This is a genomic window from Marcopretia estuarina LEGE 06307 (assembly GCF_056633115.1).
Genome location: NZ_JBSJOY010000007.1, coordinates 1 through 19,787 on the forward strand (window position 1 = coordinate 1; position 19,787 = coordinate 19,787).

Sequence of the window (19,787 nt, forward strand, 5' to 3'; positions counted from 1 at the left end):
ACCAGCCGCATGAAAACTTCGTCTTCCCTGAAGAGGTTCTGCCCCGTGGTAACGCTCTCTAGTCCTTCTCTTACGGCCGTCGGCGGCAAAGACCTGGACTCCACCGGTTATGCCTGGTGGGCCGGCAATGCACGCCTGATCAACCTGTCCGGTCGTCTGCTCGGGGCCCACGTGGCCCACGCTGGCCTGATGGTGTTCTGGGCCGGCGCCATGATGCTGTTTGAGGTGAGCCACTTCACCTTCGACAAACCGATGTACGAACAGGGTCTGATCCTGTTCCCGCACGTGGCCACCCTTGGCTATGGCGTCGGTCCCGGCGGTGAGGTCACCAGCCTCTACCCCTTCTTCGTTGTCGGTGTTCTGCACCTGATCAGCTCGGCCGTTCTCGGCCTGGGCGGTCTGTACCACGCCCTGCGCGGCCCTGAGATCCTGGAGAACTACTCCTCGTTTTTCTCCCAGGACTGGCGGGATAAGAACCAGATGACCAACATCATTGGCTACCACCTCATCCTGTTGGGGGTGGGGTGTCTGCTGCTGGTGTTCAAGGCGATGTTCTTCGGCGGTGTCTATGACACCTGGGCCCCCGGCGGCGGCGATGTACGCATCATCACCAACCCCACCCTCAGCCCTGGTGTGATCTTCGGTTATCTGTTCCGCGCCCCCTTCGGTGGCGAGGGTTGGATCATCGGGGTGAACTCGATGGAAGACATCATCGGCGGCCACATCTGGCTCGGCCTCATCTGCATCTTCGGTGGCATCTGGCACGTCATCACCAAGCCGTTCGGCTGGGTGCGTCGCGCCTTCATCTGGAACGGTGAGGCCTACCTGAGCTACAGCCTTGGCGCCTTGAGCTTCATGAGCTTCATCGCCTCGGCCTTCATCTGGTTCAACAACACCGCTTACCCCTCTGAGTTCTACGGCCCCACCAACGCCGAGTCCTCGCAGGCCCAGAGCTTCACCTTCCTGGTGCGTGACCAACGCCTGGGTGCCAACATCGGTTCAGCCATGGGTCCCACCGGCCTTGGCAAATACTTGATGCGCTCCCCAACCGGCGAGATCATCTTCGGTGGAGAAACCATGCGCTTCTGGGACTTCCGCGGCCCTTGGCTGGAGCCCCTGCGTGGTCCCAACGGGCTCAGCCTCGACAAGCTCCAGAACGACATTCAGCCCTGGCAAGTGCGCCGGGCCGCTGAATACATGACCCACGCTCCGAATGCGTCCCTCAACTCCGTGGGCGGCATCATCACCGAACCCAACTCGGTGAACTTCGTGAACGTGCGTCAGTGGCTGTCTGCCACCCAGTTCGTGCTCGCCTTCTTCTTCCTGGTGGGTCACCTCTGGCATGCAGGCCGAGCCCGCGCCGCGGCGGCTGGCTTCGAGAAAGGCATCGACCGCAAGGCCGAGCCCACCCTGGCCATGCCCGACCTCGACTGAGCTCCACGGCTTATCCGAGCACCATTGGTTGCTCTCTCCGCCCCCGGCTTCCACGGGGGCTTTTTCATGGGCTGCCTGACCAGAAAGACTTGGTGATGCTTTCCGGCCAGGCGGACACATTCGAGAGATGCCGGCTTATCCAGCTCTTCGTAGCTTTGGGGACCACCGGGAGTTCCCCTTGTCCATCCGCCTAGCCGCCGGCCGCATGGTTGCCGCAGCAGCCCTTCCCCTTGCGCTTCTGCCGTTCGTTGCTGTTCAGCCTGCAGCCGCCAAGAATGCCTCCATCGACTACCCCCGCCAGGGCGTGGTCTGCGACCGGGCCACAAAGATGTGCTTCGACAGCACCGGGGTGTCTGTGACCCTCACCAGGGAGTATTTCGGCCGCAGCGCCGAACGGGAGCTGATTCGCAAGCTGTCGGGCAGCAACCGCCCCACCCAGTTCCAGTTGAGCAACGGCGATGTCTGCGATGTGCGGCGGCAAACCTGCTGGGACGACGGCTGGGATGGCAAGAACATCAGCAGGGCCCTGAGCAAGCAGCTGTTTGGCAACAACGGCGCTTGGCGCAACCCGGGATCAGGCAACACCAGCAACAACTGGAACAACAACAGCGGCTGGAACAACAGCGGTGGCGGTGGCTGGAACAACAACAGTGGCAACAACGGCAGCTGGAACAACGGCAATAACTGGAACAACAACAACTGGCAGCAAGGCCAGGGCAACACCGCCTGCGAGCTGCGTCAAGGAAACCGCCGCCTCTTCAACGGCAGCTGCGTCCTCAATCGGCGTGAATCGTCGAACGGCATGGCCTACAACGTGGAGCTTGGGGATGGGCGCCGCTACAGCTTCTTCAACCGGCAGGGCAACCTGGTGCTCCGAGACGCCACTGGTGTCTGGCCGGTGCAGGTGAGCAACCGCAACGGCAACGTGAGCTTCCGCTGGGCCGACCTGCGTCTGGAAGCCCAGGACAGCCGTTGGAACAACCAGGGGCAGCAAGGTGGTTTTGAGGACGTCAACCCCACAGGGGCATTCCTTCAGAACCTGTTCAACAACCTGTTCCGCTGACCCGCGGGGCTGTTTCATCCTTCAACCAGCGGCGCAATAGCGGCAGGCTGAGGCCGATCACATTGCTGACGCAGCCCTCGATCGTCTCCACCAGCAGGCCGCCGCGGCCTTCAAGAGCAAACCCACCCGCGCAACCGAGCGGCTCACCGCTGGCCACATAGGCCTCGATCTCAGCGGCCTCAAGCTGAGCAAAGCGCACGCGGGTGGTGACAGCCGCCAGGCGGGGGGCTCCGCTGCCCAGCAGGCAATGGCCCGTGTGCAGCTCGCCCCAGCCTCCGGACATGCGCTGCCAGCGCTCGATCGCCTGCAGGGCATCCCTGGGTTTGCCCTGGATCTCGCCCTCAAACACGAACAACGAATCGCAGCCCAGCACGAGCTCCGGGCAGGGGTCGGCCGGGGCGCTGTCGGCCAGGACGGTGGCCACGGCCTCAGCCTTGGCCCTGGCCAGGCAGACGGCCAGCTCGCAGGGATCCGTCGCCTTGATCGTGGCTTCATCGAAGCCACTCGCCAAGACGCGATGGGGGATCTGGGCCCGATCCAGTAGCAGGCGGCGGGCCGGAGAGGCGGAAGCAAGCACCAACGGAACGGTGGACACGGCGGCAGCGCAGGACAACAGGAGGGCGAACCAGGGGTACGGCGCCGGCCTTCGGCTGGAACCGCCGCAGGCTGGAGCAGGGATTGGAGAGAATCAACGCATGGACCCCATCCTGGACAACCCTCGCTCCCTGGCTCGCGCCGCCAGCGCCATGCGCTGCCTGCCATTTCGCCTCGGTCTGTACCGCCTGCTGGAGCAGGAGGCGATCAGCAGCGTGGCGCTGTGGGCTCGCACCGACGCGGAAACGCTCTGCAGCACCAGGCTGACACCCGACGACACTGAAACCCTGTTCATCTGGCTGATCCGGCTCGGCGTGCTGCGCCGCGAAGTGGATGGTCAGGGCCTCACCGAACGGGTAAGGCTCACTCCCATGGGTCGTCAGTTGCTGGCGGGTTGGAGCCAGGAGATTCCGCGCGCCGGCTGGAAGGAACAGCTGCGCCATGCGATCAGCCGCTACCGGCCGCGCCTGTGACAGCACCGGCTGCGGGTTCCGGCCCTGTGCCGCCGGCGTTGATGGTGCTGGGCACCAGCAGCGGCGCCGGCAAATCCCTCATGACGGCGGCGCTCTGCCGAGTGCTGCGACGCCGCGGCGAAACACCGGTGCCCTTCAAGGGGCAGAACATGAGTCTCAACGCCTGGGTGGATGAGGACGGCGGCGAAATGGCCTACAGCCAGGCGCTGCAGGCCTGGGCCGCGGGCCTGGAGCCGCGGGTGGCGATGAATCCGGTGCTGCTCAAGCCGCAGGGCGACAGCACCAGCGAGGTGATCCACATGGGCCGCGCGGTGGGCACGGCCCGCGCCGAGCACTACTACCGCGACTGGTTCCGCCCCGGTTGGCAGGCGATTCGCCAGGGGCTGGAAGACCTGCGCTTCAGCCATCCCGGCGGGCGGCTGGTGCTGGAGGGGGCCGGCAGCCCGGTGGAGGTGAACCTGCAGGCGCGGGATCTCACCAATCTGCGCCTGGCGCAGTTCCTGCGCGCCCGCTGCCTGCTGGTGGCTGACATCGAGCGCGGCGGTGTGTTCGCCCAGATCGTCGGCACCCTGGCCCTGCTCAGACCGGTGGAGCGCCCGCTGATCCGGGGGATCCTGATCAATCGCTTCCGCGGGCGGCGGCAGCTGTTCGACGCGGGGCGCCAGTGGCTGGAACAGGAAACGGGGATTCCGGTGCTGGGCGTGATGCCCTGGCTCGATGAGCTCTTCCCACCGGAAGATTCACTCGATCTGCTGGAACGGCGGGCCCGCAAACCCGAGGCGGAGCTGGAGATCGCCGTGGTGCGGCTGCCGTCGATCAGCAACTTCTCCGACTTCGATCCACTGGAGGCCGAGCCGAGTGTGCGCCTGCGCTGGGTGCGGCCGGGGGATCCACTCGGCCAGCCCGCTGCGGTGATCCTGCCCGGCAGCAAGCAGACCCTGCGGGATCTGGCCGCGCTCAAGGAGAGCCCACTGGCCGACGCGCTGCTGCTCTTCGTGGCTGGCGGCGGCCACCTGTTCGGGCTCTGCGGCGGCCTGCAGATGCTGGGAGAACGACTGGAGGATCCGCACAGGCTGGAGGGAAGCGCCAGCGCGGATGGCGAGGATGGGCTCAGGGGGCTGGGGCTGCTGCCGCTGGCCACCTGCTTCATGACAGGGAAAACCCTGCGACAGCGTCGCGAGTTCGCCTGTTGGCCCGCAGCGGGCACACCGCTGGAAGGCTTCGAGCTGCATCAGGGCCGTACCCACTGCCTCGATCCGGCCAACTGTGAGCCGCTGGCGGCTGGTGAATCAGGTGCCGGGTTGGGCTGGTGGTCGGGCAGGGTCGCCGGCTCCTACCTGCACGGTCTGTTCGAGAACGGCCGCTGGCGGCGGCAATGGCTCAATCAGCTGCGCGAGGCGCGCGGCTTCTCCGCCCTGCCGCTGGATGTGCCGCACCACGGCCTGCAGCGCGAAGACTTGCTCGATCGCCTGGCGGAGGCCTTCGAAGCGGAGGTGAACCTGGCCCCGCTGCTGGTCTAGGGAAACTCTGGCCAACAGGGATTTGACGAGCAGCCGTGCCCAGAGATCCCCGGTAGTGGCCCCTCTCTGCGATGAGGGCGCGGTCGATACTCGTTGAAGCGGCTTGTCTCCTTCTGGTGGTCTGGAGATATCCCTGTGAGCGGCTCCTTTTGACGCCCGAATTCCCTTGTTCATGGTGTCGCGAGCAACTGGCGCCGTGCCAGGAACGGGTTCGTCAGTGCAGCCAGCACATTGATCTTGCAGCTGTTCTTGGTCATTCCCCGCAGCCAGGTCTTCTGAAAGCCAAACGGCTGCACCAGGTGAATCCGCAACACGTCGCCAGCGGATACGGCGGGCGGCTTCCTTTCCTGCCGCTCTTGGGGTAGCGGGGCTCAACCAGATGGATCAGCGCCTGCCAGGGCACGACCTGCTCCATGTCGGCCAGAAACGTCTCGCCTTAGGTGCGCTTCTTTGCAGTGATCTGCTCGTAGTCTCCGAATCCAAGCGGCTTGCCGCCCGTGAACCCAGTGCTTACCTGCAATCACAGGGTCATCCTGCTGTGAATGGGGCGGACTTTTCCGAGTCTCCTTAGGCGTAGGCGTTGATGCACAACAATGGACAGCGCTAACGATGAGCAAACAACGGCATTGACGAACGGGAATGACATTGGGTGATCTGCAGCGGAGCGCTGGATAGAACACACAGTTGTCCATAGCCGATCGCAGATCTACACAGCCATCAATGCCGATTGGCTCTAAATTCAAAGCCTCATCACAGTGCAGACATGACAGCCAAACCCAAGCAGGATTTCCTCCTGTTTCTAGTTGGCGGTGCCTTTTTCGCCGCCGGCATCTTTCTGTTCACCAATCAGGTGATGGTGGGATCGGCGTTGCGGTTCTCCGGCAGCGGTTTCGGAGGTCGCACCTTCGGCGGGGGATTCGGTGGCGGCTTCAGTGGGGTGGTGGCCCAGGGGGTGGGTGAGGGCTTCGGTCTGCTGGTGTTGCTGCTGGGCATCGGCGTCTGTCTGCTGTTCTCCGGCACCTACCGCCGGGCCGGCTGGTTTCTGGTCTGGGCGTCTTCAGCGGCCGTGGGGGTGGGGGTGCTGCACAGCCTGTTCATCAGCTTCCGCCCCACCACGCTCTGGAGCCTGGCCACGATGGTGGTGATGATCGCCGCCGGCGGTGGTCTGATGTTCCGCTCCCTCTCCAGCTATGCCGGCGAGGGGAGCAGCCGCAGAACCCACGCCGATGGGCTCGGTGCTTCTGGTGATTCCAGCTCCAGCGCCGAAGAACTTGCCGCCGCCGAACGGGAACTGGAACGTCTGCGCCGGGAGCTGGAGCGTGCTGGCAAGCGCTGAATGCCAGCACGGCTATGGGTCAACCACCCCGACAGAAATCCTGCGCCAAGCCGCATCCACTGGAGGCCAGATCAACTGGTGGCACGATCAACTCGAAGCAGAGGTGTAGAAGCGCAGGGCATAGCGCCAGATGGCGCGGCTGATCATGAGGCAGGCGGCGGCCACCGCCACGCTGGCGACCATCCAGCTGCCGGACGCCCGCCCCAGCACCGCCTCGGCCGGCACCGTGGTGAGGAAGGCCACGGGCAGCACGAAGGTGAAGAAGGCCCTCAGGCCTGCCGGGTACACGCTCACCGGATAGCGGCCGGCCACGAGGGTGCTGCGCAGCACTTCGGTGGCGTTCCAGACCTTCACGAACCAGATGCTGGTGGCGGCAATCACGAACCAGAGGCTGTAAAGGATGGCGGCGCTGGCCAGCAGCAGCACTGCAGTGGCGGCGACCGTGTCCGGCCCCAGCACCGCACCGGCGCGCAGGGCGGCCACCAGGATCAGGCCGGCACCCATCACCATGCCCGGCAGCCCCCAGGGGGAGAAGGTGCGCAGGGATAACCAGAACTGGCTGTCGATGGGTTTGAGCAGCACGAAATCGAGGGTGCCGTTCTGCACGTGGGTGACGATCGTGGACAGGTTGGGCTGGAACAGGGTGCTGGTGAGGCCTTCCAGCAGGGTGTAGAAGCCCAGCACCACCAGCGCCGCGTTCCAGCTCCAGCCGCCCAGGTTCTGGCCTGGCCCGTAGAGCAGCGAGAGCACGAACAGGCTGCCGGCCAGGTTGCCCACTTCGGCGAGCAGCTCCAACACGAAGTTGGCGGGGTATTCCATTTCCGCCGCCAGCGAGGCGCTCCAGAACTGGGCCAGGGTGCGCAGGTAGCGGTGCATCAGGCCCCCATGGCCGAATACCGCCGGATGCCGACGCGCCAGAGCAGTAGAAACAGCAGCAGGAACAGGCCGCTCCAGAGCGCCAGGCCCAGGAAGCCCGCCGCCAGGTTGACCTCCGCTCCCATCAGCACGCGGGCGGGAAAGGCGATCGTGTAAGGGAACGGGGTGGCCAGCGCGAAGGCGCGCACGCCCGGCGGAAAGGTTTCCAGCGGCGCCACCAGGCCCGAGAGGAACAGATAAGGAATCAGCAGCAGCCGCTCCAGCGCCAGCGCCCGCTCGCTCCAGAAGCAGGCCATGGCGATCACCCCCTGCAGCAGAAAGCGCAGGATGAACGCCGACACGGTGGCCAGCACCCCCCAGAACACGTCAGCGGGATGGGGCCACCACAACAGGCTCGGCTGCAGCAGGAACAGCAGCGCCAGCAGGGCCGCCACGAACGGCACACGGGTGACCTGCTCGGCCACGTGGGCGGCCAGGTAGCGCCAGAACGGATGCAGCGGTTGGAGCAGGTAGGGCGAGAGGCGACCCTGCAGGTTGTCTTCCTCGAAGACATGAATCACCCACACCACCGTGAACTGGCGCACGACGAAGGCCGCCAGGAAATAGCGAGTGAGCATCGCCGGCGTGAAGCCTGCCGCCGCGCCGGCTCCTGAGCCGCTCCAGACGCCGAGCATGATCAGCGGCAGCACCCCGGAAAGCGCCCACAAGGCGATTTCAGCGCGGTATTCGAGCATGTACGCGTACTGCGTGCTGAGCAGCACCCGCGCCAGCGGCAGCACTGGCCTGGGGCGGGGTTCAGGCGGCACTGTCATCCACCGTCCCCCGCTCGAACAGCCCGCCGATGATCTGCTCGATCGGCGGGTCGCTCACTTCCATGTCCACTACGGCGAACCGCTCCAGCAGCTGAGCCACGCTGCCGGTGAGCTGGGCCGACGGCACCCGCAGGCACACCTGATTCCCCTGCAGGGATTCCACCGTTCCATGGCCGGCGAAGGCGGAGGCGGGCTGGGGCACGTTCAGCTCCAGCCGCACCAGCCGGTAGGGGGCCAGCTGCTCGCTCAACCCCTCCAGGCGGCCGTCATAGAAGAGCCGGCCCTGATGAATCAGCAACACCCGCTCGCACAGAGCGGTGATATCGCCCATGTAGTGGCTGGTGAGCAGCACGGTGGCGCCGGTGCGCCGGTTGTAGTCGGCGAGGAAATCCCGCACCCGAGCCTGGGCGTTCACATCGAGCCCGAGCGTGGGTTCATCGAGGAACAGCACGGCGGGACGGTGCAGCAGGGCCGCCAGCAGCTCGGCCTTCATGCGCTGGCCCAGTGACAGCTTGCGCACCGGGCGGGTCAGCTCCTCCCCCAGTTCGAGCATGTCGGCCAGTTCGGCGATGCGGCGGCGAGCTTCAGGCGGGGTGAGGCCGTAGACCGCTGCGTTGACCCGAAACGAGTCCAGCGGCGGCAGATCCCAGATCAGCTGCTGCTTCTGGCCCATCACCAGGGTGATCTGGTGCAGGAAGGCGGCCTGGCGCCGTTTCGGCTCATGCCCCGCCACCCGCACCGTGCCGGCGGTGGGATGGATCAGGCCGGTGAGCATCTTCAAGGTGGTGGTCTTGCCGGCGCCGTTCGGCCCCAGAAACCCGACCATCTCCCCGGGCGCGATCGCGAACGACACCCCGCTCACGGCGGGCACATCGCGATGGCGGCGGCGCACGAAGTGGCGCAGGGTGCCGGCCATGCCGGGTTGCTTGTCGGCCACCCGGTAGGTCTTGCTGAGCTGCTGGACCTCGATGATCACCGGCAGGCTCCGTTCACTGGCCGACTCCAGCGGCTGGCTGAGGGGCCGCGTGCCGCTGGGATCGGCACTGCAGAACAGATGGCCGCCAGCGTGGGAGTGGCAGGCGTTGACGCCACGGAGGTGAGAGCGGCAGCGGAGGTTTCACTGCAGGGTCAGGCGTCTTCGGGCAGCAGCACCGTGGTGTGCAGGCTGTCCTTGCCCAGATCACTGGTGATCACCCACACCTGCAGCCCACGGCCGAGGTTGAACACGCTGCGCAGCCCCCCCTGCTGGCGATAAGCGGCCAGGGTGTTGTCGCGGGCATCGCGGGCGTCCACATCGCCCCAGTCACCGCGGCGGTGGCGAGCCACCAGGCGCTGCAGGGTTTCGGCATCCACCCATTCGCGCACGACGGGGTCGACATCGACAGGACCGATGGCGAGACGGGCGGACAAGGGCGGATCCACAGGAGGGCGAAGGCTGTTCAGCGTAAGGGGGCTGGAGGGGCTACCAAGGGGGGAGTGCGGCAGATTGGGGATGGGGTGTGGCCTGGCGGACTGGCAGGATCCTTCCTCGCAGCTGGACTGTCGGCAACAGGAGAGGGCCACCAAGAGGTGGTGGACAGAGGATCGGGAGGCCAGCGGGGCACTCGGCTGAAGATGAAGGCATCTTTCGTTTGTTTACGGGATCAGAAGTTGGCCGTCTTTTTTTGTTCTGCTCTTAAAGTTGTGCGAGCCAACAGGTGCTGATTCAGGGATTCTGACACCAAAGATTCCGACTCAGAGCTTCTGCCTGAAGAAGTCTGAGCCAGGAGTTCTGATTGAAGAATTCTCATCAATGGCGTCGGGTCCAGGGATTCGGATCTGTTGCTTTCTCCCTTCGCTGACCGTTTCACCATGGCACTGCTTCAGGCGCCCTCGCTGGGAATCGAGAGGTTCGAGAACGACAGGAACAAACAGAGTTGGTCACAGGCCTCCGACGACGACAACACCACGATCATCCGGGCGGTGTATCAGCAGGTGCTTGGTCATCAGTATGTGATGGCCAATGAGCGGCTCACCGGGGCCGAATCCCTGTTTCGCAATGGTTTCCTGAGTGTTCGCGAGCTGGTGCGCACCGTGGCGAAGAGCGGGCTGTACCGCGAGCGCTTCTTCGAGAACTGCAACCCCTACCGCTTCATCGAGCTGAACCACAAGCACCTGCTCGGCCGCGCGCCGCAGAACCGCGCCGAGATGCTTCACCACTTCACAATCCTGCAGGAGGAGGGTTTCGATGCCGAAATCGACTCCTACATCGATGGCGATGAATACCAGCAACGCTTCGGGCAGGACACTGTTCCCTACCTGCACGGCTGGGATTATTCGGCAGGGCATGAAGGCCGGCAGTTCTCCTGGCTGATGCAGCTGGCCCGTGGCGCTGCGGCCTCAGTGAAGGGCGATCCCTCCGGCACCCAGTTCCGCCTCGGCAAGGCACTGCACCAGGACCGGGCCGTGCCGGTGCGCGGCTCCATGGGCCGGGTGGTGATCGTGTCCACCGAAGGACCTTTCAAGGCACAGGTGAGCTCCGCCACCAACCTGTTCAACGACGACGACTGGGGCAGCGCGCGCCGGGCACCGTCGCAGGAGCACCGGGCGGAAGCACTGCGGGTGTCAGCCGGGGACCGCTCCACCAGCGGCAGCGGTGCCCGGGTGGTGACCATCTCCGCCACCGGCATCGCCGACAACGGTTATGTGCGCACCAGCGCCTACGTGCTGCGGGTGCCCTACTCCCGCATGAACGAAGCCCTGCGACGGGTGCAGCGCCTCGGTGGCCGCGTCACCGATGTGACTGTGAGCTGAGGCCCCAGCCCCGGGCCGCTGCCGGGAGCGGGTGGGGCTGCGGCCCTGCCCGCTCCCGGCAGCTCATGGGGCACCCCGGCCAGGCATCGCCGGCGCAGCCGCCGGTGTTGGAGCTGGCACGGCTGCCGGTGATGGGGCTTCAGGTGATGCCGGTTCCGGAGACACCTTCGAAGCACCGGCGGGCCGGCGGGGCTGGGGGCTGCCCACCCCGAGCGATTCCAGCAACTGGTTGATACGACGGGTCAGCAGACGCACTTCCTCAAGCGTGTCCACGAGCGGTGGGTGGGCTTCACGCATCAAGCCCAGGGCTTCCTCGGTGGCCTGGCGGGCCGCGCTGCCAGTGGTGTCAATGCGCCGGGCGGTGCTCTCGTACACCTGCAGGGTCTGGCGAGTGGTGGCAGCGGTACGGCCTGTCTCCAGCTCCAGCCGCCGGCTCAGGCGCTGGAGGTCGAGCAACGTGCTGCGGAAGCTGCCCACGGCCCCGGGCACATCACGCTCCGCCATCCGCGCCGTGCCTTCGAGGGCGCGATTGAGCTTGATCCGGGTGGTGCCGATCTCCTCCAGCAGCTGGGCCAGATCGGCCGACGGACGGAAAGGAATCAGCAGGTCGCGCCGCGGCGTTTCTTCTCCAGGGGAGAGGACGTCGGGGGTGAGGGCGATCTGGCTGGCACCGATCAAGCCCTCCTGGTAACGCTCGGCGTGGCTGCCAGGGCCGATCAACCGCCGGTAGCGGTCGGCGATGCGCAGGTCGACGGCCACCGTGCCATCGCCGGCCAGCGTGACCCGTTCCACCCGCCCCACCCGGTAGCCCGCCACCGTGACATTCACCCCCGGCCAGATGCCGCTGGCATCTGTGGTGCGGAAGCGCACCCCGAAGCTGCTGGTGAGCCAGCTCTGCTGCTGGACGGCGGCTCCCACCATCCACACGCCCAGCACCACCGCCCCCACGGGCACGGCCCAGCTCAGCGCTGTGGCCAGCCCCTCCAGCGGTCCATCGAACCGCCGGCGGGGTGGGGCGGTATCGCTCGCCGGCGGTTCGGCTGGCGGCTGAGCCTGTGGCTGCAGTGGCACCTGTGGCGGCAATGGGGTCTGGGGTGGCTCCTGTGATGCCGGCTGGGGGGTGGATGAACTCATGGCAAGCCCAGGGCCGCGGGGGAGAGGACGGTCAGCCAGAGGGCTTCCAGCGCCACCACGCCGAGCGCGCAGCACACAATCGCCAGACTGATCAGGTTGGGCAGGCGCTCCGGATGGCGGCGGCTCTGCTTGCCGATGGCATGGGCCAGGCAGGCGGAAGCGGCCGCGAACACGGCCGTGCGAACCATGGCGGACCCCAGTCGCTCCGGCGTGAGCGTGCCCAGGAAGAGCGGCAACTGTTCGCTCAGATCCGGCCGGGGAGAGAGCAACACACTGGCCAGCACCACCGCCAGCAGGAAGTAGGGCAGCAGCAGCAGAGAACCCAGCATCGCCGTGGCCACACGGGCCCCGAGCAGGTGGCGGCCCACGGAGGGCTGGATCCGGCCGGCGAGCTGCACCCGCTGCGGCACGCAGCACCCGATCCAGATCAGGTTGACCACCAGCGGCGCCACGATCTGCACATTGGCCAGCGTGGTGGTTTCGAGCGCGAAGGGCGTGCTGAGGCGCAGCGGCTCCAGCAGCCACTGCGTCACGAAGGTGCCGATGGCGCCGCCCAGCACCACCGCCAGCGGCGCCGCCCCCACCACATCCCGCCGTAATTGCTGCAGCATCCAGGGGCGCAAGCGTCTGGGAGCCTAGGCACAGCTGGCGGATCGGCTCAGCCTCGCCCATGCTTTCGACACCGCCTCCCGGTTGATCTCATGCCCCCCTCGCTCAACCGCCGCCAGTTCCTGGCCCTGGGCGGCCTGGGGCTGGCTGGTCTGGCCTGCGGCGCCCTGCGCGGCGTGGCTGCGGAAACAGCCAGCCGCCTGCCGGCCGGGCTGAGCCTGCCGCCCCGCGGTGATCTGCGCGTGGTGCTGATCGGCGATCTGAACGCCAGCTACGGCTCCACCACCTACATCGAGCAGGTGCACCGGGGGGTGGCCCTGATCCCGGCGCTGCAGGCCGATCTGGTGCTCTGCGCCGGCGACATGGTGGCGGGCCAGAAGGCCAGCTTGAGCAACGCGCAGCTGCAGGCGATGTGGGCCGGCTTCGATCGCTCCGTGCTGGCGCCGTTGCGCCGCGCCGGCCTGCCGTTTGCGCCGGCAATGGGCAATCACGATGCCTCCAGCCTGCGCCAGGGGGCCGGCTACCTGTTTGCCCGCGATCGGGCCGAGGCGGAACGGTTCTGGGCGCGTCAGAAACAGGCGCTCGGTCTTACGTTCGTGGACGGCAGCGGCTTTCCGTTCTTCTATTCGTTCCGTCAGCAGGATCTGTTCGTGCTGGTGTGGGACGCCTCTTCGGCGGTGGTGCCGGCGGAACAGGTGCGCTGGGCCGACCGCAGCCTCGGTTCCGCGGCGGCCCGTGCGGCGCGGCGGCGGCTGGTGGTGGGGCACCTGCCCCTGCAGGCGGTGGCCCAGGGGCGCGACAGCGCCGGCAACGTGCTGCGTGATGCCACCAGCCTGCGTCAACTGATGGAGCGCCACGACGTGGAGGCCTACATCAGCGGCCATCACCACGCCTTCTTCCCCGGCCGGTTGGGGGAGCTGGATGTGATCGCCCTGGGGGCGCTGGGCAGCGGTCCACGCCGCCTGCTGCAGAGCAGCGCCGCTCCCTTTCAGGCGCTCACCGTGCTCGATCTGCCGCGCCGCGGCGGCCGGCCGCTGAGCACCACGATCAACCTGCGCGCGCTGCGGACGGTGGCGCCACAGACGCTGCCGCGTCAGCTGGTGGACCGCCAGGGGCGGGTGCTGCCTCGAGCAAGTTGATGCGGTAGAGCACGTCTTCGAGCGCATCGGCGGCGCTGATCGCGGCGTAGCGCTGGGGGGTGTCGGGTCCGCAGCAGCAGGGCAACGGCTGCAACACCGTGCTGGGCCGGGCATGGCAGAACTGCACCACGCTCAGGCGGCCTGCGGCAGCCACTGCTGGGGCTTCGGCGGCAGCGGCCGGCGGGGCGGGGGCGATCACCCGGTGCCAGCCAGCCGGGATGTGGCCGTTGCTGAGCCGCTCCAGCATCAGGCCGCTGTTGATGATCACGCGGCCATCCGGCGGCAGGGCCTCGACCCACTCCCCCTCCACCAGCACCTGCAGCCCCGGGACAGTGGCGCGCGGCAGGGCCGTGATCAGGTTGATGTCGGCGTGGGGGGCGGCCCAGAGGTGAGGGCCTGAAGGCGCTTCGGCCATCGGTGGGTAGCGGATGGCGCGGGTGAGGGTGGGGGCGTCTTCGACGACGGCATCGAAGAAACCTTCAGCGGCACCCAGACCCACAGCGATCACCCGCAGGAAGCGGCGTTGCAGCTCGGCGATTGCCGCATGGAACTCCTGCAGCACCACGCTCAGCCCGGGCACCACCGCTTCGGGCAGCAACGGCTCCGGATAATGCAGCGGGAAGCGGCGCCGCAACGGGTGCGCCAGCGGCAGCGGCGCCGCCCAGTTGAGCATCTCCTTCCAATCGGCATGGCTGTGGCCGGCGGCTGTTTCCACCAGCAGGCCCGTGTAGCCCGCCTGGCCGCTTGAACCGCTGGCCACGAAGCGTTGCTTGACCGCCGGCTCGAGCGCGAAGAAGCGGCCCAGCAGGCCGTAGGCGGCATCGAGCAGATCGGCGGAGAGATCGGCGCGGGCATAGACAAAGCCGGTGGCCAGGCTGCACCGCACTCCCTCCACCACCGCGGCTCGGGCGGCACGGCTGCCCTGTTCAAAGGCCAGCAGATCGACGTCGAGGATGGCGCTGCTCATCACACCGATTGTGATGGCCCTGGTGGTGTCATGCCGCCGCCGCTTCCTGGCCGGCGTCCGGTCCGCCGGCGAGCGGAGCACTGCCTGGTCCGCTCGCCAGTGCCAGGCCCTGGGCGCGGGCCAGCCCCACATCGACGCCGATGTGCTGATCGGGGCGGCCGGTGATCAGCAGCGCGCGCCGCTGGCGCGTGGCGATCTGCCACAGCCAGCGGCTCAGCAGGGTGATGCGGTTTTCGGTGTCGGGGATGAAGGCCAGGTGGGCCAGCCCCCACAGCAGCCAGCCCGGAAAGCCCGTGACCCGCACGCCGCGCAGGTCCGCCACTGCATACATGGGCCCGATCACGGCCATGCTGCCCAGATCCATCCAGCGGAACGGGGCGCTGGCCTGGCCCGCCAGCTGGTTGAGGATGTCCTTCGCCACCCAGGCGCCCATCTGCACCGCCGGACCGGCCATGCCAGGCAGGGGGGCGCCGTCGCTGGTGTGGCTGTAATGGCAGAGATCACCGATCACCCGCACCTCCGGGTGGCCGGGCAGGCTGAAATCAGGCTCCACCTGCACCCGCCCGCCCCGGTCCACACTGCAGCCGCTCTTCTCGGCCAGCAGGGCACCGAGGCGGGAGGCGCGTACACCGGCGGTCCAGCAGATCGTGGCCGCCTCCAGCGGTTCGTTGCCCTCTTCTCCTTTGAGCCGCACCTTGCCCGGCTCGATCGCCGCCACCATCGTGTTCAGCCGCAGCTCCACGCCCTGGCGGCGCAGATAGCCGGCTGCCGCGGCTGACAGGCTCGGATGCATCACCGGCAGCACCCGGTCGACCGCATCCACCAGCAGCACGCGGCAGGCCTCGGGTCGCAACTGCTTGAAATCGCGACGGATGGCGGAATGCATCAGCTCGATCAAGGAGCCGGCCAGCTCACAGCCGGCCGGGCCGGCCCCCACCACCACGGCTGTCTGCAGGAAGCGGCGGCGCTGGGGATCGGGGGTCTGCTCCGCCTCCTCCAGGGCCATCAGCAGGCGCCGGCGGATCTCCTGGGCGTGCTCAAGGATCTTCATCGGCGGCGCCAGCGGCCGCCACTCCTCATGGCCGAAGTAGGCGGAACCTGAGCCGCAGGCCAGCACCAACTGGTCGTAGGCGTAGTGATGGCCGTTGAACAGCAGCGTGCGGGCGTCGAGGTCCACATCGGTGACCTCCCCCAGCAGCACCTGCACGTTGGCCGCCTGGCCCACCATCTGGCGCAGCGGTGACGCAACATCCGCCGCCGACACAAGGCCCGAAGCCACCTGATACAGCAGCGGCTGGAACAGGTTGAAATTGCGCTTGTCGATCAGGGTGACCCGCACCGGCCGGTTGGCCAGCGCCTGGCACACCCTCAGACCGGCAAAGCCACCACCCACCACCACCACATGGGGGACCCCGGCGAGTCGGGCGGCAGGGGGATCGAGTTCGAGGAAGAAGCGTTCCGGCGCCATGGATCCGGCCGCTCCGAAGAGATGTCAAGTTTCTTGTAGCGGGCCTGCAGGCCCATGGCTGTGCCCGTTGCTGCATCGGACCCCTGCCGGTGGCGGCGACGGGACAGCGGGGAGAAGTTACGGCAGGGTGGAGGCATGATCCGCACACTGCTCAACATCCTCTGGTTCGTGCTGGGGGGCTTCCTGATGGGGGTCGGCTGGTGGCTGGCCGGCCTGGTGGCGGCGATCACGATCGTGGGGCTGCCCTGGGCGCGCGCCTGCTTCGTGATCGGCAACTTCTCCTTCTGGCCGTTCGGCCAGGAGGCCGTGAGCCGCCGCGAGCTCACCGGTCGCACGGATTTCGGCACCGGCCCGCTGGGCCTGGTGGGCAACATCGTGTGGTTCGTGCTGGCGGGCTGGTGGCTGGCCCTCGGCCATCTCAGCTCAGCCCTGGCCTGCTTCGTGACGATCATCGGCATTCCCTTCGGCATCCAGCACATCAAGCTGGCCCTGATCGCCCTGGCGCCGATCGGCATGCAGGTGGTGCCCAGCGGCTCCAGGCATTGAGGGAGCTGCGATCAGGCCGGCCAGGCGGATTGCGGCTGTGGCCGCGGCGCTGGCGGCCGAGTTGACTGCGCAGGCCATCTGAGACGTATCAGCGCAGGGCGTCCAGTTCGCCGCGCAGGTGCAGGTCGGCGAGGGCGTCGTAGCCGCCGATGCAGGCCCCATCGATGAACACGAGCGGCAGGGTGTTGATGCCGGTGTGCTCCAGCAGGGCCTGGCGCTGGTCGTCGCTGGTGACGGTGTGGACCCGGTGGGCGATGCCGAGCGTGCGCAGCATGCGCTGGGCGCGGGCGGAATAGGGGCAGCCGGGCAGAACGGCGATCTCCACCCGGGAGTCGCCCTGTAGGTGGGGATCTGATGCAGGCGGCGCGGCGGGCGCGGCGACTGGGGGCGCCTCCGCTGCGTATGGGCCTGGCGCAGGGGCAGCCATGGCCGCTTGCGCCGGGGCGGCCGCTCGCGACATGGCCTCGGCCATGGCGGCGGCATGGGCGGCGGCGGCTGGCTCCGGCGCCGGCTCCGGCGCGCCGGCCAGGAAGCCCACCAGCAGATCAGCGCCTTTGAGCACCACCGTGCCGTGCTCCAGGTGGCCGCCCCACACCTGGCAATCGGAATCGGACAGGCTCAGGTGCAGGTGCACTCCCTGGGGCGAGAGCGTGCCCTGCAGGGTGATGATCTCCAGATCGCCTTCCAGCACCGACGGTTGCGAGCGGCCCGGGCACTGAAAGGCCACACGCGAGAGGTTGCCCACCACCCCCAGCACGAAGCCGGCGGCGTTCTGCTCCACGGCCAGCTGCTCGAGGCTGGCGCGCAGATCGCTGCCGGGTTCGAGGTGCAGCGGCAACGGATGCATGGGCAAAGACGACGGCTCAGGGGGTCAGGTTACGGGTGAGCCCGACAGCTCAGCTGCCAGGCAGCACCTGGCGGTAGCCGTTGGCGCTCACCACCCGCAGCGGCGTGTCGAACAGGGCGCTGAGCGGAGCATCCTGCAGCAGCGTGGCGGCTGGGCCATCGCCCACCACCGTCCCCTGGCGAAGCAGCACGCAGCGGCTGATCTCCGGAATGATCGCGTCGATCTGGTGGGTGACGAGCAGCAGGGTGGTGCCGGCCCGGGCCAGGCCACGCAGGATCTCCAGCAACTGGTGGCGGGCCTGGAGATCGAGGCCGTTGGTGGGCTCATCGAGCACCAGCACCTCCGGTTCATGCACGAGCGCGCGGGCCAGCAGCAGCCGGCGGCGCTGGCCATCGGAGAGCTGGGCGTAGGGACGCTCCTCCAGATCTGCCAGCCCCAGCTGCTCCATCAGCGTGCGCACGCGCTCGCGCTGGGCGGCGTTGGCCACCTGGCTGCGGCCGATGCCGACCGAACCGAAGAAACCGGAGAGCACCACATCAGCGGCAGGCACCCGGCCCACGTAGCCGGCCTGCAGGTCTTGCGACACCAGGCCGATGCGACGACGCAGCTGCCACAGGTTCACCGTTTCGCTGCCGAACAGCCGCAGCCGCGAGCCCGGCTTCACCACCGGATAGAGCTCACGGCTGAGCAACTTGATCAGGGAGCTCTTGCCGGAGCCGTTGGGACCCATCACCACGGCATGCTCGCCGCGATGGAACTGCACGCTGAGGTTCTCGAACACCTTGCGCGGACCAAGCCAGGCCTCCACCGCCTGGACCTCGAAGTAAGGGCTGGGGGAGGCAGAACTGGCCATCGCTGCAAGGTAAGGCCAGGCAGAGGGGGCTTGGGCTGGGCCTGAACGCACTGTTTCGACTGGGGGCGAAGTGGCCATCAGGTGTGGAAGTCATGAACACCTTGTGATGGCTGCGCGGCCTTGCGCTCCGGCAGCCTCCAGAGTGGTGAGTGATGCATCACCCCACGCCTCACACCATTGCCGCCCTGATCTGGGCAGGAATGCTGGCCGTCAAGGCTGTGGGCATGGCGCGCCGCTGGCAGCGGCACAGGGCACAGGGGCTCAGCCGTGCATTTGGGCGGGAGTTGCGGCGGCGGGAGCTGGTGGCAGCAGCAGGTCGGAGCCAGAACTCACACAGCTGAGTGGCGAGGTGCGGCCAGTGGCGCTCAGCCGTGCTGGGCTGAGCCCGCTGCAGGCAGCTGGAGGGATTGCTGACGGGCACCTTGGCGCTCCCAGCGCGCCCGATCACCTGGCCGATCAGACGGCGGCCGACCGGAATGTCGTGAGGCCCACAATGGTTGGAACGAGGGATCGGATGGTGGCTTCAGCAGTAGCCGCAGCACTTTCTGATGAATGCTGCACCGCATTGCGCGCGGTCCAGGCGATCACCTTTGATGTACAGGGCACCTGCGTTGATTTCTACCGCCCGCTGCTTCGCCTGGGAGACAGCATCAACCAGGCGAAGTCCCTCTCGATCGACTGGGCAGTGATGTCGTCGGGATGGCGCGCGCTCTACCGAGAGGTGCTCGATGCCGTGATCTACGGGCATCGGCCCTGGCTTCCGGTCGTGGAGATCTACCGCGAAACACTCGATGTGCTGTTGGAGGATCGCGGCCTTGCCAGCCACTTTTCCACTACGGAGCGCGATCAGCTCAATGGGATCTGGTCGAGATTGGAACCCTGGCCGGACACGGTTGAAGGATTACGCCGCCTTCGTCAGAGCTACGTCACCTCCACGTTGTCGAATGCGGGCATGGCCACGATGGTGTCGATCGTTAAGCGGGCAGGGCTTCCTTTCGATGCCGTGCTGACAGCCGAACTGGTGCAGGCCTACAAGCCCGCTGCCGCTGTTTATCAGCTGGCGGTGGATTCTCTCGGCTACAGGCCCGGTCAGATCCTCATGGTGGCTTGCCACAAATACGACCTCAAAGCAGCACGTGCCTTCGGCATGCGCACAGCCTTCATTGCCCGCCCGCTTGAATTCGGTCCCGGTGTTGACACCGACGTGACCCCCGAGAGCTGGATCGATGTGCCTGTCAGCAGCCTGACCGAGCTCGCAGACGTGCTGGAGATCGTGAACGCTGCCGGTGTTGAGGCCGCCTCCCCTTGAGAACGGATCACCCG

General features: G+C 67.2%; 21 protein-coding genes and 1 pseudogene. 9 read left to right on the forward strand and 13 right to left on the reverse strand.

All coding sequences use genetic code 11. From position 1 onward, the window contains the following. The first annotated feature begins 45 nt into the window (after positions 1 to 45). Both psbC and ACWJI3_RS14935 read left to right on the forward strand, forming a co-directional pair. Positions 46 to 1,434, forward strand: coding sequence for a photosystem II reaction center protein CP43 (gene psbC / locus ACWJI3_RS14930; RefSeq protein WP_094514715.1), 1,389 nt, complete (start codon positions 46 to 48; stop codon positions 1,432 to 1,434). Between the two features lie 178 nt (positions 1,435 to 1,612). Further along, on the forward strand, positions 1,613 to 2,497 hold the full coding sequence (locus tag ACWJI3_RS14935) for a YcgJ family protein (RefSeq protein ID WP_255140394.1): 885 nt from the start codon (positions 1,613 to 1,615) through the stop codon (positions 2,495 to 2,497). Here ACWJI3_RS14935 and ACWJI3_RS14940 read toward each other — a convergent pair. Next, positions 2,478 to 3,092, reverse strand: coding sequence for a nucleoside triphosphate pyrophosphatase (locus ACWJI3_RS14940; protein WP_094514737.1), 615 nt, complete (start codon positions 3,090 to 3,092; stop codon positions 2,478 to 2,480). The two genes, ACWJI3_RS14935 and ACWJI3_RS14940, sit on opposite strands and share 20 nt — an antisense overlap. Before the next feature lie 100 nt (positions 3,093 to 3,192). Between ACWJI3_RS14940 and ACWJI3_RS14945 the strand changes: the two genes are divergently transcribed. Together ACWJI3_RS14945 and ACWJI3_RS14950 are read left to right on the forward strand one after the other, a co-directional pair. Next, on the forward strand, positions 3,193 to 3,564 hold the full coding sequence (locus tag ACWJI3_RS14945; RefSeq protein ID WP_255101419.1) for an Npun_F0494 family protein: 372 nt from the start codon (positions 3,193 to 3,195) through the stop codon (positions 3,562 to 3,564). A gap of 41 nt (positions 3,565 to 3,605) precedes the next feature. Next, entirely contained in the window at positions 3,606 to 5,084 is a 1,479-nt protein-coding gene (locus ACWJI3_RS14950) for a cobyric acid synthase (RefSeq protein WP_480204099.1), read from the forward strand. 170 nt (positions 5,085 to 5,254) lie between these two features. On the opposite strand, the gene ACWJI3_RS14955 is transcribed toward ACWJI3_RS14950, so the two are convergent. Then, positions 5,255 to 5,395 carry a hypothetical protein gene (locus tag ACWJI3_RS14955; protein ID WP_480204104.1) on the reverse strand — a complete coding sequence of 47 codons (141 nt, stop codon included), beginning with the start codon at positions 5,393 to 5,395 and terminating at the stop codon, positions 5,255 to 5,257. Further along, a pseudogene (locus ACWJI3_RS14960) lies at positions 5,375 to 5,604 on the reverse strand (transposase); the annotation flags it as partial. The pseudogene ACWJI3_RS14960 and the gene ACWJI3_RS14955, both read right to left, overlap by 21 nt. Positions 5,605 to 5,847: 243 nt before the next feature. Here ACWJI3_RS14960 and ACWJI3_RS14965 point away from each other — a divergent pair. Then, entirely contained in the window at positions 5,848 to 6,420 is a 573-nt protein-coding gene (locus tag ACWJI3_RS14965) for a hypothetical protein (RefSeq protein ID WP_480204075.1), read from the forward strand. Positions 6,421 to 6,507: 87 nt separating this feature from the next. Here ACWJI3_RS14965 and ACWJI3_RS14970 read toward each other — a convergent pair whose 3' ends face one another. From ACWJI3_RS14970 to ACWJI3_RS14985, 4 genes are all read right to left on the reverse strand, one after another. Continuing rightward, on the reverse strand, positions 6,508 to 7,296 hold the full coding sequence (locus ACWJI3_RS14970) for an ABC transporter permease (RefSeq protein WP_255140391.1): 789 nt from the start codon (positions 7,294 to 7,296) through the stop codon (positions 6,508 to 6,510). Next, positions 7,296 to 8,108 (reverse strand): ABC transporter permease, encoded by an 813-nt coding sequence (locus ACWJI3_RS14975; protein ID WP_480204076.1) that lies wholly within the window; start codon positions 8,106 to 8,108, stop codon positions 7,296 to 7,298. The genes ACWJI3_RS14970 and ACWJI3_RS14975 overlap by 1 nt, the downstream gene beginning before the upstream one ends. Beyond that, positions 8,092 to 9,081 (reverse strand): ABC transporter ATP-binding protein, encoded by a 990-nt coding sequence (locus ACWJI3_RS14980; RefSeq protein WP_480204100.1) that lies wholly within the window; start codon positions 9,079 to 9,081, stop codon positions 8,092 to 8,094. Before ACWJI3_RS14980 ends, ACWJI3_RS14975 begins: the two co-directional genes overlap by 17 nt. A 155-nt stretch (positions 9,082 to 9,236) precedes the next feature. Beyond that, positions 9,237 to 9,518 (reverse strand): hypothetical protein, encoded by a 282-nt coding sequence (locus ACWJI3_RS14985; RefSeq protein ID WP_094514707.1) that lies wholly within the window; start codon positions 9,516 to 9,518, stop codon positions 9,237 to 9,239. 441 nt (positions 9,519 to 9,959) lie between these two features. Here ACWJI3_RS14985 and ACWJI3_RS14990 point away from each other — a divergent pair, with 441 nt between their 5' ends. Beyond that, positions 9,960 to 10,901, forward strand: coding sequence for a phycobilisome rod-core linker polypeptide (locus tag ACWJI3_RS14990; protein WP_094514706.1), 942 nt, complete (start codon positions 9,960 to 9,962; stop codon positions 10,899 to 10,901). Positions 10,902 to 10,964: 63 nt separating this feature from the next. On the opposite strand, the gene ACWJI3_RS14995 is transcribed toward ACWJI3_RS14990, so the two are convergent. Beyond that, entirely contained in the window at positions 10,965 to 11,972 is a 1,008-nt protein-coding gene (locus ACWJI3_RS14995; protein WP_315855835.1) for an MlaD family protein, read from the reverse strand. A gap of 59 nt (positions 11,973 to 12,031) precedes the next feature. Then, positions 12,032 to 12,646, reverse strand: coding sequence for a hypothetical protein (locus tag ACWJI3_RS15000; RefSeq protein WP_480204077.1), 615 nt, complete (start codon positions 12,644 to 12,646; stop codon positions 12,032 to 12,034). A gap of 90 nt (positions 12,647 to 12,736) precedes the next feature. Here ACWJI3_RS15000 and ACWJI3_RS15005 point away from each other — a divergent pair, with 90 nt between their 5' ends. Beyond that, positions 12,737 to 13,783 carry a metallophosphoesterase family protein gene (locus tag ACWJI3_RS15005; protein ID WP_480204078.1) on the forward strand — a complete coding sequence of 349 codons (1,047 nt, stop codon included), beginning with the start codon at positions 12,737 to 12,739 and terminating at the stop codon, positions 13,781 to 13,783. On the opposite strand, the gene ACWJI3_RS15010 is transcribed toward ACWJI3_RS15005, so the two are convergent. Together ACWJI3_RS15010 and ACWJI3_RS15015 are read right to left on the reverse strand one after the other, a co-directional pair. Then, complete coding sequence (locus ACWJI3_RS15010) at positions 13,692 to 14,750, reverse strand: isopenicillin N synthase family dioxygenase (protein WP_480204079.1); 1,059 nt, start codon at positions 14,748 to 14,750, stop codon at positions 13,692 to 13,694. The two genes, ACWJI3_RS15005 and ACWJI3_RS15010, sit on opposite strands and share 92 nt — an antisense overlap. A gap of 28 nt (positions 14,751 to 14,778) precedes the next feature. After that, positions 14,779 to 16,218 (reverse strand): NAD(P)/FAD-dependent oxidoreductase, encoded by a 1,440-nt coding sequence (locus ACWJI3_RS15015; RefSeq protein ID WP_480204080.1) that lies wholly within the window; start codon positions 16,216 to 16,218, stop codon positions 14,779 to 14,781. A gap of 135 nt (positions 16,219 to 16,353) precedes the next feature. Here ACWJI3_RS15015 and ACWJI3_RS15020 point away from each other — a divergent pair, with 135 nt between their 5' ends. Next, the gene (locus ACWJI3_RS15020) at positions 16,354 to 16,764 is read left to right on the forward strand and encodes a YccF domain-containing protein (RefSeq protein ID WP_094514698.1); all 411 of its coding nucleotides are present in this window, start codon (positions 16,354 to 16,356) and stop codon (positions 16,762 to 16,764) included. An 88-nt stretch (positions 16,765 to 16,852) separates the two neighbouring features. Here ACWJI3_RS15020 and ACWJI3_RS15025 read toward each other — a convergent pair whose 3' ends face one another. Together ACWJI3_RS15025 and ACWJI3_RS15030 are read right to left on the reverse strand one after the other, a co-directional pair. Then, a complete protein-coding gene (locus tag ACWJI3_RS15025; RefSeq protein ID WP_255101413.1) occupies positions 16,853 to 17,611 on the reverse strand; it encodes a PCC domain-containing protein in 759 nt (252 codons plus the stop codon). 49 nt (positions 17,612 to 17,660) lie between these two features. Beyond that, on the reverse strand, positions 17,661 to 18,464 hold the full coding sequence (locus tag ACWJI3_RS15030; RefSeq protein WP_480204081.1) for an ABC transporter ATP-binding protein: 804 nt from the start codon (positions 18,462 to 18,464) through the stop codon (positions 17,661 to 17,663). Between the two features lie 514 nt (positions 18,465 to 18,978). On the opposite strand from ACWJI3_RS15030, the gene ACWJI3_RS15035 reads away from it, so the two are divergent. Then, a complete protein-coding gene (locus tag ACWJI3_RS15035; protein WP_480204082.1) occupies positions 18,979 to 19,773 on the forward strand; it encodes a haloacid dehalogenase type II in 795 nt (264 codons plus the stop codon). The last annotated feature ends 14 nt before the right edge of the window (positions 19,774 to 19,787 follow it).

Bases quoted from the DNA above. Each gene is read 5' to 3' on its own strand.
- ACWJI3_RS14945 (WP_255101419.1), top strand. From the start codon at position 3,193: ATGGACCCCATCCTGGACAACCCTCGCTCCCTGGCTCGCGCCGCCAGC.
- ACWJI3_RS14950 (WP_480204099.1), top strand. From the start codon at position 3,606: ATGGTGCTGGGCACCAGCAGCGGCGCCGGCAAATCCCTCATGACGGCG.
- ACWJI3_RS14965 (WP_480204075.1), top strand. From the start codon at position 5,848: ATGACAGCCAAACCCAAGCAGGATTTCCTCCTGTTTCTAGTTGGCGGT.
- ACWJI3_RS14970 (WP_255140391.1), bottom strand. From the start codon at position 7,296: ATGCACCGCTACCTGCGCACCCTGGCCCAGTTCTGGAGCGCCTCGCTG.
- ACWJI3_RS14975 (WP_480204076.1), bottom strand. From the start codon at position 8,108: ATGACAGTGCCGCCTGAACCCCGCCCCAGGCCAGTGCTGCCGCTGGCG.
- ACWJI3_RS14990 (WP_094514706.1), top strand. From the start codon at position 9,960: ATGGCACTGCTTCAGGCGCCCTCGCTGGGAATCGAGAGGTTCGAGAAC.
- ACWJI3_RS15000 (WP_480204077.1), bottom strand. From the start codon at position 12,646: ATGCTGCAGCAATTACGGCGGGATGTGGTGGGGGCGGCGCCGCTGGCG.
- ACWJI3_RS15005 (WP_480204078.1), top strand. From the start codon at position 12,737: ATGCCCCCCTCGCTCAACCGCCGCCAGTTCCTGGCCCTGGGCGGCCTG.
- ACWJI3_RS15010 (WP_480204079.1), bottom strand. From the start codon at position 14,750: ATGAGCAGCGCCATCCTCGACGTCGATCTGCTGGCCTTTGAACAGGGC.
- ACWJI3_RS15015 (WP_480204080.1), bottom strand. From the start codon at position 16,218: ATGGCGCCGGAACGCTTCTTCCTCGAACTCGATCCCCCTGCCGCCCGA.
- ACWJI3_RS15020 (WP_094514698.1), top strand. From the start codon at position 16,354: ATGATCCGCACACTGCTCAACATCCTCTGGTTCGTGCTGGGGGGCTTC.
- ACWJI3_RS15025 (WP_255101413.1), bottom strand. From the start codon at position 17,611: ATGCATCCGTTGCCGCTGCACCTCGAACCCGGCAGCGATCTGCGCGCC.
- ACWJI3_RS15030 (WP_480204081.1), bottom strand. From the start codon at position 18,464: ATGGCCAGTTCTGCCTCCCCCAGCCCTTACTTCGAGGTCCAGGCGGTG.
- ACWJI3_RS15035 (WP_480204082.1), top strand. From the start codon at position 18,979: ATGGTGGCTTCAGCAGTAGCCGCAGCACTTTCTGATGAATGCTGCACC.